The organism is Haloferax sp. S2CR25, from assembly GCF_031624535.1.
GTDB classification, from domain to species: Archaea; Halobacteriota; Halobacteria; order Halobacteriales; family Haloferacaceae; genus Haloferax; species Haloferax massiliensis.
Genome location: NZ_JAMQOO010000018.1, coordinates 26,347 through 40,435, shown reverse-complemented (window position 1 = coordinate 40,435; position 14,089 = coordinate 26,347). Strand labels below are relative to the sequence as shown.

Here is a 14,089-nt window from a genome sequence, read left to right as displayed (position 1 = left end):
GATCCTCTGGGAAATCCAGTTCGCCGCCCCCACTCATACAGAGCCCGCTGGACTTCGGTCCAGTGGGCTTTTTTCATTTACAGCGAGCGGACGTCCGCTCGCACGCACACACTCAGAGCGACCGCGTCGAGTCGAGACACCGAAAACGCCCGACTCAGGTCGCACACCGTCAGGCTTAAGCACAAGACCGGGATACCAGTAACTGCGCCAAGGTGGCAGAGTTCGGCCCAACGCATCCGCCTGCAGAGCGGAACCCCCGCCGGTTCAAATCCGGCCCTTGGCTTTTCGTTTCGGATGTTGCTCCCGTGAGCGCGCGTCCCGGAATCGAATCAGCGAGTGACGACGCTATCGCACGACTGTGCTTCGAGTGCGTCCGGCGCGGTCTTCCGCGCTCGAACCCGTCGGGGGGCGAAACCGCAGTCTCCACGGATCGCACGTTCACCTTCCCGAGAGTCATCTCTGCGGCGGCCGTGGTCGTCACCGAGCGCCGCCGCTCGTTCGTGGGTCCGTTCTTCACGTGACGCGGTCGCCCGCGCGCATCACTCATCCATCACGATGCGGTACTGTCGCGCGACTGGTCAGTAACTCGCGGAACGTCCGTTGGGCCGACAGATTCAACCCGTCTCGACGCTCCGGGACCGGGACCGCCCGCCCGTCCCGCCGTATTGAGGGTGAGAGTCGTCGCCGGCGGTCGCGCGACGCGGTGACACGCTCCGAGGAAAAGTAATCGTTATACGCCGCGTGGCCCATGCCGAAACCATGCAACGACGCGCCGCGGTCATCTCCGTCGTGTTCTTCCTGGTCATCGGTGCCGGTGCATACTCGCTCATCGCGACTGCATCGACGCCGTCGGTCAGTTTCGAGAACCCCGAGTACTCGCTGGCACAGGGAGACGAGTTCTCCGTCCCCGGTAGCGACCAGGCGTACACGGTATCGTCGATAACCGAAGAAGAGGAATCGGGCGGCCACGGTGGCGGCACCACGCTGGTCCGTTCCGGCGAGCTCACGTACGTGAACGATTCGGCCCGTTACACGGAGACGTGGGACAACGAGAGCACCGTCACGCTCGACGGCACGGACTACCGTGTCGAGATCGCCAACGTCTCCGAGCCCAGCGAGGCGACGCTGGTCGAACTGTACAACGAGACGGCGATTCTCCAGGCCGACTCGAACGCCGACAACGAGACCGTCACCCGTGACGGCGAGCGGTACGTCGTCGTCAACGACTCGACGCTCGTCTCGGTCGACGAGTACTTCCCGGAAAACGAGACGCGCACCGTCGCCGAGGGCGACTCCTTCGACTACAACAACCAGTCAGTCACCGTCGCCGCCGTCGAGACTTCCGGCGTGACCGTCGAGTGGTTCGCCCCCGAGGAGAACACCGTCACCGTCGACAACGAGGCGAACCTGACTCTCTCCGGACAGCAGTACCTCGCGTACTTCCCGGACGGCGAGACGCTCGTCCTGACGCAGAACTACGACAGCTATCAGACCCAGCTGTCCGAAATCGAGCACTTCCACGAGACGGAAAACGGCCTCTGGGGTGTCACCATCGTCTCGTTCACCACGGTCATCCTCCTCATCGGCATGGCGTTCCTCCCGTCGCGGTACTGAACGCCACGTCGGTCACCGTTTTTCGCGCGCGCTGCCCGCGTCGAGCCACGCGACTCCCATTCCGTTGGCGATAGCTGAACAGCGACCCGCGTATCTGGAACGCCGCAATCGCGAGGAGAAAAGCGAAGGCGGCGGACCGACTACCGCCGCAGGAAGTCGAGGAAGTGGTAGTCGTGGTCCGGCGTGTAGGTCCGAAACAGGAGGCTGTTCGTGAGGACGGACACCGACGACAGCGCCATCGCGCCCGCGGCGAACACCGGCTGGAGGAGGCCGAGCGACGCGAGCGGAATCATCGCGGTGTTGTAGCCGAGCGCCCAGAACAGGTTCTGTTTGATTTTGGCGAGCGTCCCCGCGGAGATGCGGATGGCCTTCACCACGTCGAGCGGGTCGTCGCGCATGAGCGTCACGTCGGCGGCCTCGATGGCCACGTCGGTGCCGGAGCCGAGCGCCGTGCCGACGTACGCGGCGGCGAGCGCGGGCGCGTCGTTGACGCCGTCGCCGACCATCATGACGCTCGTCCCGTCGACCTGCAGAGACTCGACCGCGTCGGCCTTGTCCTCGGGGAGGACGCCCGCGCTGACGTTCTCGGGGTCGATGCCGACCTGCTCGGCGACGGCGCGGGCGGTGCGCTCGTTGTCGCCGGTAATCATGTGGACGGTCACGTCGCGGTCGCGGAGCGCGGCGACGGCCTCGGCGGCCGACTCCTTGATTTCGTCCGCGTCGGCGACGACGCCCGCGAGGTCGCCGTCGACCGCGACGAGCATCGCGGTCTTGCCCTCGCCTTCGAGGTCGCGGAGCGCGTCTTCGGCCGGCGCGGGGTCGACGCCCGCCTCAGAGAGGAGTTTGCGGTTGCCGACGAGGACGGTCTTTCCCTCGACGGTCGCGCGAATCCCGTGGCCGGGAACGTTCTCGAAGTCCGCCGGCTCCGCGAGGTCGAGGCCGCGGTCTTCCGCACCGGAGACGATGGCGCGGGCCAGCGGGTGCTCGCTGTTGCGCTCGGCCGAGGCGGCGTACCGGAGCACGGCGTCCTCGTCGAGCGTCCCGTCGTCGGCGGTGACGACGCCGGAGCCGTCGGCGGCGGGGCCGACGGCGACCACGTCGGTCAGCGTCATCTCGCCTTTAGTGAGCGTGCCGGTCTTGTCGAAGACGACCGTCTCGACGTCCTTGACGCGTTCGAGCACGTCGCCGCCCTTGAACAGGACGCCGTTTTGCGCGCCGATTGTCGTCCCGACCATCGTCGCGGCCGGGGTCGCGAGGCCGAGCGCGCAGGGGCAGGCGATGAGCACGGCTGAGGCGAAGACGACGACGGCGAACTCGAACGTCGAGACCGCGCCGCCCGCGGCGACCGGACCGCCCGCGACGAGTCCCCAAAGCGGGAGCGACCGGATGAAGCCGGAAAGCGCCTCGGGGAAGAGGAACCAGACGACGCCCCACAGGAGGGCGTTGGCGATGACCGCGGGCACGAAGTACGCCGAGATGCGGTCGGCGAGGTTCTGAATCTCGGGTTGGCGGCCCTGCGCCTCCTTGACGAGCGAGACGATCTGCTGGATGGCCGTCTCGGAGCCGACCTTGGTCGCTTCGACCACGAGGACGCCGTTTTGGTTCACCGTCGAGCCGACGACCTCGTCGCCTTCGGCCTTCGAGACGGGGACGGACTCGCCGGTGACCATGGACTCGTCGACCGCGGAGTCGCCGTCGACGACGACGCCGTCGGTCGGAATCTTCTCGCCGGGGCGGACCTTCATGCGGTCGCCGACCTCGACCTCGTCGAGGGGAATCTCGCGTTCGGTCCCGTCGTCGTCGACGAGCGTCGCGGTGTCGGCTTCGAGTTCGAGGAGGGTCCGGAGCGCCTCCGACGCCTGTCCCTTCGAGCGCGCTTCGAGGTAGTTCCCGAGCGTGATGAACACCAAGATGAGCGCGGCGGTGTCGAAGTAGAGACTACCGGCGAGGAGGCCGCTGAGGACGGCAATCGAGTAGACGTACGCCGTGGACGACCCCATGGCGATGAGCACGTCCATGTTGGCGGTGCGGTTCCGGACGAGCGCCGTGTAGGAGTTCTCGTAGAACTCGCGGCCGAGGAAGACCTGCACCGGCGTGGCGAACGCGAAGCCGACCCAGCCGACCGGGACGCCGGTGCCGGGTATCGTCTCGGGGAGGCCGCCGCCGAACAGTTCGACCGCCAGCATCGCCAAAAGCGGGAGCGACAGCGCCGCGCCGAACAGCGTCAGGCGCTTCTGTCGACGAATCTCCTCGTTGCGGGCGGCGTCGCGGGCGTCCTCTGCGTCTCCCTCGTCGTCGCCGTCGTCTTCGCGAATCGGCGTGTAGCCGGCGTCTTCGACCGCCCGATACATGTCGTCGAGGCTCGCGTCGGCGGGGTTGTAGGTGACGTGCGCCTCGTCGGTGGCGAAGTTGACTTCGGCGGCGACGACGCCCGGAACCGACTCCAAGGACTTCCGGTTCGCGTCGGCGCAGTTCGCACAGCTCATCCCGGTGATGCCGATGGTTCGGGTCTCCGAGAGCGCCTCGTAGCCGGCGTCCTCGATGGCGTCGTATATTTCGCCGAGCGATACCTCCTCGGGGTCGTACTCCACCGACCCCTCGTCGGTGGCGAAGTTGACGCTGGCGCTCGTCACGCCGTCGAGCGCCTCCAACGCCTCGCCGACGGTGCGCGAGCAGTTCGCGCAACTCATTCCGCGGATGTCTAAATGGGCCGTTCGGCTACTCATCTCACCTAGACGTACGTGCCCCTTGCTTACCTCGGTTGCCCCTTCAGAACCGAACGTCCGAGAGGGGCGGAACTTTAGATTCGAAACCGGCGGGTTCGACGCTCGGTCGCCGCCAGCACCGCCCGACCGTCGCCCGCCCGCTCAGTCGTCGTTCGCGCCGGCTTCGAGGCGGTCGTATCGGTCTTCGAACCGGCCGAGACAGGACGAACAGCAGAAGTGGTAGAGCGACCCGCCGATGCGGGCGCTCTCGCCCTCGCTCGTCACCGTGTTGCCGCACTCGGCGCATTCGAGGGCGAAGCCGGTCCCGTTGACCGTCGGCGTCCACTCGGCGGACTCCACGAGGCTCACCTCGTAGTCGCGGACCCGCGAGAGGTCGACGAGCTCGTCCAACTGGGCGCGGACGGACCCTCCGTCGAGTCGGGCGTGGGCGGTCACTTCCCCGTCGGCCGCGACGAACAGGTGTTGGACCGGGTCGGCCGCGCGGAGGGCGTCGCGGACCTCGTCGACGAACTCCGGGCGGACGGTGAGCCTGACGAGGACGGGCGTCCCGCCCGAGAGCGTCGACTGGTCGAGGTCGACGGTGAAGCGGCGGATGATGCCCTCCTCGCTGAGGCGGTCGATGCGGTCGGAGACCGCCGGCGCGGAGAGTCCGACTTCGGCGGAGATGTCGCTGAACGGTCGGCGGGCGTCTTCGGCGAGGAGTTCGAGGATGTGGAGGTCGGTTTCGTCGAGCGCGCGCATGGTCACGTTTAGCACTGCGATGTCATAGGTGTTCCCCGCGTTCGGCTTTGGATTCGAAAGCCGACACCGGTGGTTCGGCGAACCGACGAAAGGGAAATCCACTAAATCGAGAAGCCCCTATCTCGAACCGTATGCCGACAACCCTCACCGTCACCGGGATGACCTGCGAACACTGCGAACAGCGCGTCGCCGACGCCCTCGCCGGCGTCGACGGCGTCGAGGACGCGACCGCCGACCGCGAGGCGGAGCGCGCGACCGTCGAAGGCGACGCCGACGCCGACGCCCTCGTCGCGGCCGTCGAAGACGCGGGCTACGACGCGAGCGCCTGAACCCGAGGCGACGACGGGCCGGACCCCGCGAGCGGGCTCGAACGATGAAGACTCGAAGAATCGGACGGCGCGACCGACAAGTCGGTTCGACGCGCCGACCTGAACGGTTTTAGCCGGCGACCCGCTACGCTCGACCATGCACGCGCGGTCGTGGGCGACCGTCCTGTTCGCGCTCGCCATCGGGCTCCTCCTCGCGCTCGGCGTCGTTCGACTCGCCGCCGGCGACACCGGGGACTTCGCTCGAAACGCCGGAATCGCCGCCCTGCTGACGATTTTCGCCGTCGCGCTGGTCAGGGACTGGGAGTCGAGCGCGGAGTGAACCGGCGGGCGGCGAGTCGGAGTTGTGCCGGTCCCGCGGCGAACTGTCATCCGCCTGTCTTTCACTTCGGCTGTAGGCGGTTACAAGAGGCCGCGGTTCCAACCCCGTCTGTGTCTCCACCGAGCGACGACGACTTTCGCACGCACTCCCCCACCGCCCCGATAGACGACACGCCCACCGTCTCGTGTTCGCGTTGCGGCGAGGAGTGGGACCTCTCGTACGAACTGGACGAGCTACAGCTGGGGAACCAGTCGGTCGAGCAGTTCGCGCTCGACCATCGCCGCCACACCGGTCACTTCCCGGACGACGTCTCGCCGTGGGTCGTCAGCTGTCGGCGGTGTCCCGACGGCGAGCAGTTCCTCTCCGAGGCCAGCGCCCGCCGGTGGGCCCGCGCGCACGCCCGCCACACGCGACACGAGGTGTCGATGGACCACGCCGACGACGACGGGGTCGTCATCACGCCCGAGTGAGGCTCGGCGGCGTCCGGTTAGTCGCGCCGCTGGCGCGTGGTCAGTCACCGCCGCCGGTGTCGGTCGCCGGCCGCGCGGCCGGCGGGACCGGCGACCCGAAGTCGAGACGCATCTTCGTGTCCGCGCTCGGTGCGGGGACCGCTTCGAACCCGAGTTCGCGGTAGACGTGGACGGCCCGCTGATTCTCGGGGGCGACGTGGAGCACGAGCGCCTCGCGGTCGGCGTCCGCGGCGTCGGCGAGCGCGTGACGACAGAGCTCGGTTCCGATGCCGCGGTCGTGGCTGTCCTGATGGACGAACACCGCAAGCTCCGGCTCCGGGTCGTCGCTCGCGACGTACGCGGCGTGGCCGACGATTCCCGCGTCGGCGACGGCGACGAAGTTGCGGCCGCGCTCGACGAGCGTCGAGAGCCACGCGGCGATGTGCGCCTCGTCCGCCGGCGGCAGTCCCATCGACCGAGCGTCGGGGTCGTAGTCGCGGTACATCTCTCCGAGGGCGTCCCGGTCGGCTTCGTCGTACAGGCGGACGACGAGCGCCCGGCCGTCCTCGCTGACGAACCGCGGGCACCGCGGGGGACAGTGCGGCGTCCCGGCGCAGCGACTCGCGTCCCAGACGCCGTCGGCACCGCTCGTGCCGTCGGCACCGGCTGAACTGTCCGCTTCTGCCATACCGAGAACGCGTGGCCACGACCCTTGAGGGCGGTCGCCGATTCCCAGATTCCGAGGACTCGAAAATCGGTCCGGGTTTATACCTTCCCGGCGGCCCACGCTTCACATGTGAGGTGACAGACGATGGCCGCAACCGGCGAAATCGAGATGCTGGGGAACCGGATGGAGTTCGACTACGCCGAGGGCGTCACCGGCTACGTGCTCGTGTTCGCCCGGCTCGTCACGGGGTACTGGTTCCTCCACGCGGGGGTGACGAAGTACCTCGCCGCCGAGCCGTTTAACGCGGGCGGCTGGCTCGTCAACGGCACCACCGGCGCACCCGGTCCGGTCCACGCGTTCCTCGCGTGGGTCGGCCAGACGCCGGTGATGCTCGAATTCACGAACTTCATGGTCCCGCTGGGCGAGACGCTCATCGGGTTCGCGCTCGTCACCGGGGCCGCGGTCCGCCTCGCCGCCGCCGGGGGGACGTTCCTCATGACGTTCTTCTACCTCGGCAACGCCGAGTGGGGTCACGGGCTGGTCAACGGCGACCTGCTGGGGCTCGTGATGTTCCTCGTCGTCGGCGCGCTCGCGGCGGGCCGCATCCTCGGCCTCGACGCGTACCTCGAAGAGATGGAGTTCGTCCGCCGTCGGCCCGCGCTCAAGTACCTCCTCGGTTGAGGGGGACGCCCCGGCCGCGTTCGCCGCCGTTTCTCTCGGCCGGTATCGTCGAATATTCGCGTTCGTGAGCCTTCCTCCGGGGTATTTCGAAGCGTGCCGGCACGTTTAGGAGTCCCTAAAATCCGAAAGTGGTTTATTGTATTAGGGACGCCTAAAACGTATGAACGAAGACGGAGTCGACTTCGACCACGCGTTTCGACGGGCTGTTCTCACGGGGGCGGTCTGAGCCGTGACCGCCCGAGGCACCGACTCCGACTCCGACCTCGACTCGGCGGACGTGGTCGTCGTCGGCGGGGGTCCCTCCGGATGCGCCGCGGCCGTCTTCACCGCGCGGTACGGCCTCGACACCGTCGTTTTCGACCGGGGCAACGCGGCCTTGCGTCGGTGTGCCTACCTCGAAAACTACCTCGGCTTCCCCGCCGGAATCGGCGTGGACACCTTCACCGCGCTCGTGCACGAACACCTCGCCGAGGTCGGCGCTGACTACGTCGCGGACATGGTCGTCTCGGTCGAGCGACCGGGCGACGAGAGTGAGGTCACGGACGCGAGCGAGGCCGAGTCGGACGCGGACGACGCCGACGCCCCCCGCTTCGTCGTCCGCACGCAGGAGGGTCGCCGGGTCGAGGCCGACCACGTCGTCGCCGCCGCGTGGTACGACGGCGACTACCTCCGCGGCCTCGACGACGACGACGCGATGTTCGAGGAACACGACCACCACGGCGAGGTCCACGAGCACTTCGATTCCGACTACGCCGACGACGACGGGCGGACCCCCGTCGAGGGACTGTACGTCGCCGCGCCCTCGGGCGCTCGGAACGCGCAGGTCGGCATCGCCGCCGGACAGGGCGGTCACGTCGCCCGGTGTCTCATCGAGGACCGCCGGCGCGAGCGGGGCTTCCCCGGCGACCTCGCGCGCCACTACGACTGGCTCCGCGCCGACACCGAGTTCCAAGGCGAGTGGGGCGACCGCGACCGCTGGCGCGAGTGGTTCGACGGCGAGGTGCCGGACGACGCCGACCTCGACGACGAGCGCCTCGCGGAACTCCGCGAGTCCTACATCGACCGGGCGTTCGACACCCGTCGGACCGACCGCGAAGTCGAGGCCGCGGAGTCCCGCGGTATCCGGCGACTCGTCGAGACAATCGGCACCGAACGCGTCCTCGACGCGCTTCCCGACGAGGCGCTCGCTGACTACCTCGACGGGCGCGAACTCGGAGGTGTCGAGCAGTGAGCGGGACGACGCCGACAGAGCGCTCGTCCGAGTCGGCGCTGACCCGGCTGTTCGGCTGGATCGACGGCTCGCTCCTGTCGCTTTGTCTCGCCAGCCTCGTCGTCGTCGTGGCCGGCGGCCTCGTGCAGGTCAGTTTCGGCGCGTTCTCGATGACCATCGGCGAGGCGTGGCGCGCCGTCTTCGACCCCGCGGTCATCTTCGACCCGCAAGTCTGGCAGGTGTTCCTCCTCGGGGGCGAACTCCCCGACCTCGGTCGCCGGACGCTCATCGTCTGGAACATCCGACTGCCGCGGGTGTTCGTCGCCGTCCTCGTCGGCGCGAACCTCGCGATTTCCGGCGCTATCTTTCAGGCGGTCACCCGGAACGAACTGGCCAGTCCCTTCATCCTCGGCGTCTCGTCGGGGGCGGGACTGCTCATCCTCCTCACGCTCGTCGTCTTCTCGGGGCTCGCGGCGTACCTCCCGCTTCTGGCGGCGCTCGGCGGGATGTTCGCGTTCGTCCTCGTCTACCTCATCGCGTGGAAGAACGGCACGTCGCCGGTCAGACTCGTCCTCGCGGGCGTCATCGTCGGCACCGTCTTCCAGAGCCTCCAGACGGGGCTGTTCTTCTTCGTCGACGACATCGGCGTCGTCCAGTCGGCCATCGCGTGGACGACCGGCTCCCTCACCGGAACCGACTGGGAGCAGGTCCGCATGGCCCTCCCGTGGTCGATTATCGCCGTCACCCTCGCGCTCGCGAGCTCTCGGCAGCTCAACGTCCTGCTCCTCGGCGAGCAGACCGCCCGCTCGCTCGGGATGTCCATCGAGAAGGTGCGGTTCGCCCTCTCGGGCGTCGCGGTCCTCGCGGCCGCGGCGAGCATCGCCGTCGCCGGCATCGTCGGCTTCGTCGGCCTCGTCGTCCCGCACCTCGTCCGGAACGTGGTCGGAAGCGATTACAAGCGCCTCGTCGTCGGCTGTCTGTTCGCCGGCCCGGCGCTGATGGTCGCCGCCGACGTGGGCGCGCGCCTCGCGCTCAATCCGGTTCAGCTCCCGGTCGGAGTCGTCACGGGCCTCGTCGGCGGGCCGTACTTCCTCTATCTCATGCGCAAACAGCAGAACATCGGTGAAGTGTGATGTCGAACCAGCAATCAGAGAACCCCCAACAGATGGCACAACACGGCGAAACGGCCGCTGACGACAGCGGAAACGCGAGCGTCGAAGGTGAGACCGACCGCGAGAGCGCGGTCACCGGCGACGCGCTCGAACTCTCGTACCCGACGAGCGAGGGCCCGGTCGTCGAGTGCGACCGCATCGACATCCCGCGCGGCGAAATCACGGCGCTCGTCGGGCCGAACGGCTCCGGCAAGAGCACGCTCCTGAAGTCGCTCGCCAAACAGCTCACCCCCGACAGCGGGAGCGTCTACCTCGACGGGAAGTCCATCAGCGAGTACGACGACAAGGCGTTCGCCCGCGAGTTGGGGATGCTCTCCCAGCAGCACGACTCGCCCACGTCGCTCACCGTCGAGGACCTCGTCTACCACGGCCGGTACCCCCACCGGAGCTTCTTCGAGCAGGTCAGCGACGACGACCACGAGGCGGTCGAGCGCGCCATCGACCTCGCGGGCGTCGAGCACATCCGCGACAAGCAGATCGGTAACCTCTCGGGCGGACAGAGCCAGCTCGCGTGGATCGCGATGGTGCTCGCACAGGACACCGACGTCCTCCTCCTCGACGAGCCGACGACGTACCTCGACTTGCACCACCAGCTCCGCGTGCTGGAGACGGTCCGCCAACTCAACGAGGAACGCGGCGTGACGGTCGCGGTCGTCCTCCACGACATCGCGCAGGCCGCGCGCTTCGCCGACTACCTCGTCGCCATGCAGGACGGCGAACTGTACGACTGGGGCCCGCCGCGAGAGGTCGTCACCGAGGAGCTCCTCGCCGACGTGTTCCGCGTCGAGGCCGCGGTCAACTACACGCCCGACCCCGAAATCGTCCCGAAGCACTCGCTGTAGCGGGTCGACGCTCTTTCTCGTCCGGACGCGACCCCGCCCGACGGACGGGTCGAGACGGCTCCGACCCGGCCCGGTCCCGAACCCCTACTGGACGGCGAGGATTTCGATGTCGAAGACGAGCGTCTTCCCCGCGAGTTCGTGGTTGAAGTCGACTTCGACCGCGTCGTCGCGGACGGCGGTAACGTCGCCGTGTAGCCCGTTTTCCGCGTGGACGTGGAGGCCGACCTCGGGCTCGTCGCCGACCATCCCCTCGAACGTCTCGGGGTCGTAGGTTCGGATTCGGTCGGGGTCGAACTCGCCGTAGGCGTCTTCCGGCGGGACGGTCACGGTCGCCTCCTCGCCGGCCGACATCCCGACGACGGCCTCGTCGAGCCCCGGAATAATCTGCCCCGCGCCGACGACGAACGTCTGGGGGGCGTAGTCGTCGCGGTCCTTCTCCTGGGCCTCGAACAGGCCGTGTTCGACCGCCACCTCGTACCGCGAGGTGTTGAAGACGGTCCCGTCTTCGAAGCGTCCGACGTACGCGAGCGCGACGCGGTCTCCCGACTCGATTGCCATAGCGGGGGTCGGCGGAGGACGCGCATAAAAGTCGTCATCGAGGCATCCCACCGGGGGTTCGCGTCAGTCCCCCGGACTCATCTTCCGGGCGTGCTGCGGGGGGAGTCGGAGCTCGTCGAGTCCGGGGAGGTGTTCGATGTTGTAGACGACCCGGAGGTCGTCCGTCACTGGGAGGCTGATACACGACAGCCGGACGCCCTGCTCCAGCATCTCCTCGGAGAGGATGTGGTTCGAGGGCATCTTCACCTCGCCGTCGACGACCGCCACCGCGCAGTTCGCACAGGCCCCGCCGCGGCAGGCGAAGGGCCAACTGTGGCCGGCGTCCTCGGCCGCTTTCAGGAGGTTGGTCCGCGGCTCGACGAACACCTCGCCGTAGGCGTCGCCGTCGAGGCCGCTCTCGGCGGCCTTCTCGAACAGGTCGTCGTCGGTGAGCGACCAGCCGCGGTCGGTGAGCACGTCGTAATCGAGGAACTCGACCCGCGCTCCACGCCGGTCGGGTTCGGGCTCCGAGTCGGCGTCGACGCCAGCGCCCTCGCCGCCGGTCCCGTTTTCGGCGTGGCCGTTCCGGGCGGCACCGGCGTCGTGCCGTCCGTTTCGGGCCGCACCCTCGTCGGTCGGGCGTCGGCCGTCCGTCTCAACGGGTTCGAGTTCGTCGCCGGGCTCGTAGCCGCCCCGAATCGCCTCGTAGGCCGTCCGAACCGCCTGAAATTCCTCCGCCGACCCGCCGTGGTCCGGGTGGGCCGACTTCACCCGTCGACGGTACGCGTCGACGAGTTCGTCCTCGTCTGCGTCCGGGTCGATGTCGAGCGTCTCGAACGGGGAGTCCACATCGGGGCTAGTAGGAACTCGCGAGCATAAATCCACGGCCACCGGCCGTCTCGTCGTGGTTTACTCCTCGAACCGCGGTGCGACCACTCGGCCGACCGCGGCCGCGAGCCGCGGCAGTGCCGGTCGCCTCGGCGCGAGCGCGGGACGAACGCGAGTCAGTCGGCGGTGCGCTCGTGGATGGGGACGCTCGCCAGTCCGACCGCGTTCGACGTCGCGGAGACCGAAAGCGTCGCGTGCCAGCCCCCCTCGGTCGGCGTGACGTGCAGGGAGACGGGCTTCCACGACGACGCCCGGCGGTAGAGTTCGACGACGACCGGCAGCACCGGGAGCCGGCCCTCGCGCGCCGAGAGGGCGTAGCCTTCGAGGGTCAGTTCCGTGGCCCTCGTCGTCGCGTCCGGGCCGGGTCGCCACGGCGAACAGGTGTACGATTCCACGAGGTCGAGCCGTTCCATCTCCGCCAGCGTCGCCGCCAGTGCCCCCGTGGAGCCGGGCCGCGACGCGAGGTACGAGGCGGCGCGTTCGAGCACGTCAGCCTGCTCGGCCGACCCGAGATGGACGTGGAGCGCGGTCGCCATGCTCTCCAACAGGCGCAGACAGAGGTCGTCCGCGCTGGCCATCGTCTCCGCGAGGTCGAAGTACGCGTCCATCACCGCGGTCTCGACCGCCCGGTGGCCGGCGTCCACGAGCGCCTCGAACACCGCCGCCGCGACCCGGTGACAGAACTCGACCCGCTCGGCGCGGTCGCCGCCGTCGGCGCACTCCGCGCGGCCGTCCGCGTCGGGTCCGAGGTCGCGGGGGGGTTTCGGGAGTCCGGGCGTCGCCCCGGCGGTCGCCCACCCCTCTGCGGTCGCGCCCGTGTTCGCACTCGCGCTCGCGCCGCCGAACCCCGGACGCTCCTCGTGCTCCGAGACGATGAGGTCGTAGTACGGGACGTTCGGGTCGTACCGCCGGAGGGCGGAGCGATATCTCCTCGCCGCGCGCGCGGCGGCCTCCGCGGTCGTGCGGTCCTCGAACCGGAGGCCGTCCACCGGAACGGGGCGTTCGCCGGTCCGTCCGCAGACGAGTTCGTAGCTCCCGTCGTCGCTCGCAAGCGATTCGATGTGGGTCCGAATCTGGGTGAGTGTCGTGCCGACCATGATGTGTCAGTGCGTCGGTTCGCGGGCCGTCGCCGACGCCGCGGTCCGTTCGTCGCTCGCTCGACACATTGTTTAGGCTAACCTAAAACGTGTCGGTTCGAGCGGTCGGTCGGGAACGGTTCGGGCCGTTCGCCGCGGCGTCCGGTTCCGCACCGCGACCCGGCGCGCCCTGTTTCGAGAGGCCGCCCGCGACGCGACCTCTCTCAGCCGTCTGCCCGCGCTAACGCGCCCGAGTCGCTCGTTTTCGGTTCGAATTTGGGTCTAATTTGTGCCCCTCTCGGGGGCAACTCTGCGTCGAGTTCGGCGAATCGTTATCCGCGGGAACGCGACTAGATTAGGTAGACGATGCAACTCACGGACTGTGGGACGAACACGCTCGCGGCCGACCGGAAGACGACCGAGGCGGTCGAGCGACCATGACGAACTACAGCGGGGGCAAGCAGGCGCTGCGGCAGACGGCGACAGATGCACGTCACGAACACCGACACGGCGGCCCCGGAACCCAGATGCGGCGGCTGTTGTGGTGGCTCGTCGGCGGGACCCGCGGCGGGAAAAACCGCCTCAGAATCATTCGCGCACTGCACGAGCGGCCGCTGAACACGAATCAGCTCTCGAACGAACTCGATCTGAACTACAAGACCGTCCAGCACCACCTGGAGATGCTCACGGACAACGGCGTCCTCACCACGAGCGGTGAGGAGTACGGCAAACTGTTCTTCCTGACGCCCAAGATGGACGACAACCTCGACCTCTTAGACGACATCGCAGAGCGAACCGCGTTCGACGACGGCGACTGAGGCGACGCCGCGCGGTGTCT

At 68.5% G+C, this 14,089-nt stretch carries 15 protein-coding genes and 1 tRNA gene; 10 read left to right on the top strand and 6 right to left on the bottom strand.

Annotation, left to right across the window (positions count from 1 at the left end):
* Positions 1-206 precede the first annotated feature (206 nt).
* Both NDI65_RS21460 and NDI65_RS21455 read left to right on the top strand, forming a co-directional pair.
* Positions 207-283 (top strand) — tRNA-Cys (locus tag NDI65_RS21460).
* 476 nt (positions 284-759) lie between these two features.
* A complete protein-coding gene (locus NDI65_RS21455) occupies positions 760-1,614 on the top strand; it encodes a hypothetical protein (RefSeq protein ID WP_089777046.1) in 855 nt (284 codons plus the stop codon).
* A 140-nt stretch (positions 1,615-1,754) separates the two neighbouring features.
* Here NDI65_RS21455 and NDI65_RS21450 read toward each other — a convergent pair whose 3' ends face one another.
* Together NDI65_RS21450 and NDI65_RS21445 are read right to left on the bottom strand one after the other, a co-directional pair.
* Positions 1,755-4,340, bottom strand: coding sequence for a heavy metal translocating P-type ATPase (locus NDI65_RS21450; protein ID WP_089777045.1), 2,586 nt, complete (start codon positions 4,338-4,340; stop codon positions 1,755-1,757).
* 141 nt (positions 4,341-4,481) lie between these two features.
* Positions 4,482-5,081, bottom strand: a complete 600-nt coding sequence (locus NDI65_RS21445; protein ID WP_089777044.1) for an AsnC family transcriptional regulator — start codon at positions 5,079-5,081, stop codon at positions 4,482-4,484.
* A gap of 131 nt (positions 5,082-5,212) precedes the next feature.
* Between NDI65_RS21445 and NDI65_RS21440 the strand changes: the two genes are divergently transcribed.
* The 3 genes from NDI65_RS21440 (at position 5,213) to NDI65_RS21430 (ending at position 6,199) form a co-directional block, all read left to right on the top strand.
* Positions 5,213-5,410: a heavy metal-associated domain-containing protein gene (locus tag NDI65_RS21440; RefSeq protein WP_089777043.1), complete on the top strand. Its 198-nt coding sequence runs from the start codon at positions 5,213-5,215 to the stop codon at positions 5,408-5,410.
* Between the two features lie 136 nt (positions 5,411-5,546).
* On the top strand, positions 5,547-5,729 hold the full coding sequence (locus NDI65_RS21435; protein ID WP_007275386.1) for a hypothetical protein: 183 nt from the start codon (positions 5,547-5,549) through the stop codon (positions 5,727-5,729).
* 110 nt (positions 5,730-5,839) lie between these two features.
* On the top strand, positions 5,840-6,199 hold the full coding sequence (locus NDI65_RS21430) for a hypothetical protein (protein WP_004967592.1): 360 nt from the start codon (positions 5,840-5,842) through the stop codon (positions 6,197-6,199).
* Positions 6,200-6,239: 40 nt separating this feature from the next.
* On the opposite strand, the gene NDI65_RS21425 is transcribed toward NDI65_RS21430, so the two are convergent.
* On the bottom strand, positions 6,240-6,866 hold the full coding sequence (locus NDI65_RS21425) for a GNAT family N-acetyltransferase (RefSeq protein ID WP_310894338.1): 627 nt from the start codon (positions 6,864-6,866) through the stop codon (positions 6,240-6,242).
* Positions 6,867-6,989: 123 nt separating this feature from the next.
* On the opposite strand from NDI65_RS21425, the gene NDI65_RS21420 reads away from it, so the two are divergent.
* The 4 genes from NDI65_RS21420 to NDI65_RS21405 all read left to right on the top strand — a co-directional run bounded on the left by NDI65_RS21420 (position 6,990) and on the right by NDI65_RS21405 (position 10,750).
* Positions 6,990-7,526 (top strand): DoxX family membrane protein, encoded by a 537-nt coding sequence (locus NDI65_RS21420; RefSeq protein WP_089777039.1) that lies wholly within the window; start codon positions 6,990-6,992, stop codon positions 7,524-7,526.
* Positions 7,527-7,755: 229 nt separating this feature from the next.
* On the top strand, positions 7,756-8,757 hold the full coding sequence (locus NDI65_RS21415; protein WP_089777038.1) for an FAD-dependent oxidoreductase: 1,002 nt from the start codon (positions 7,756-7,758) through the stop codon (positions 8,755-8,757).
* On the top strand, positions 8,754-9,869 hold the full coding sequence (locus NDI65_RS21410; RefSeq protein ID WP_089777037.1) for an iron ABC transporter permease: 1,116 nt from the start codon (positions 8,754-8,756) through the stop codon (positions 9,867-9,869). Before NDI65_RS21415 ends, NDI65_RS21410 begins: the two co-directional genes overlap by 4 nt.
* Positions 9,869-10,750, top strand: a complete 882-nt coding sequence (locus tag NDI65_RS21405; protein ID WP_193310920.1) for an ABC transporter ATP-binding protein — start codon at positions 9,869-9,871, stop codon at positions 10,748-10,750. Before NDI65_RS21410 ends, NDI65_RS21405 begins: the two co-directional genes overlap by 1 nt.
* Before the next feature lie 84 nt (positions 10,751-10,834).
* Here the strand turns inward: NDI65_RS21405 and NDI65_RS21400 are convergent, their stop codons facing one another.
* From NDI65_RS21400 to NDI65_RS21390, 3 genes are all read right to left on the bottom strand, one after another.
* Positions 10,835-11,308 (bottom strand): peptidylprolyl isomerase, encoded by a 474-nt coding sequence (locus tag NDI65_RS21400; protein WP_089777036.1) that lies wholly within the window; start codon positions 11,306-11,308, stop codon positions 10,835-10,837.
* A gap of 63 nt (positions 11,309-11,371) precedes the next feature.
* Positions 11,372-12,136, bottom strand: a complete 765-nt coding sequence (gene fer, locus NDI65_RS21395) for a ferredoxin Fer (protein ID WP_089777035.1) — start codon at positions 12,134-12,136, stop codon at positions 11,372-11,374.
* 155 nt (positions 12,137-12,291) lie between these two features.
* Positions 12,292-13,272 carry a hypothetical protein gene (locus tag NDI65_RS21390; protein WP_089777034.1) on the bottom strand — a complete coding sequence of 327 codons (981 nt, stop codon included), beginning with the start codon at positions 13,270-13,272 and terminating at the stop codon, positions 12,292-12,294.
* Positions 13,273-13,778: 506 nt separating this feature from the next.
* Here NDI65_RS21390 and NDI65_RS21385 point away from each other — a divergent pair.
* On the top strand, positions 13,779-14,069 hold the full coding sequence (locus NDI65_RS21385) for a winged helix-turn-helix domain-containing protein (protein WP_089777033.1): 291 nt from the start codon (positions 13,779-13,781) through the stop codon (positions 14,067-14,069).
* Positions 14,070-14,089 lie beyond the last annotated feature (20 nt).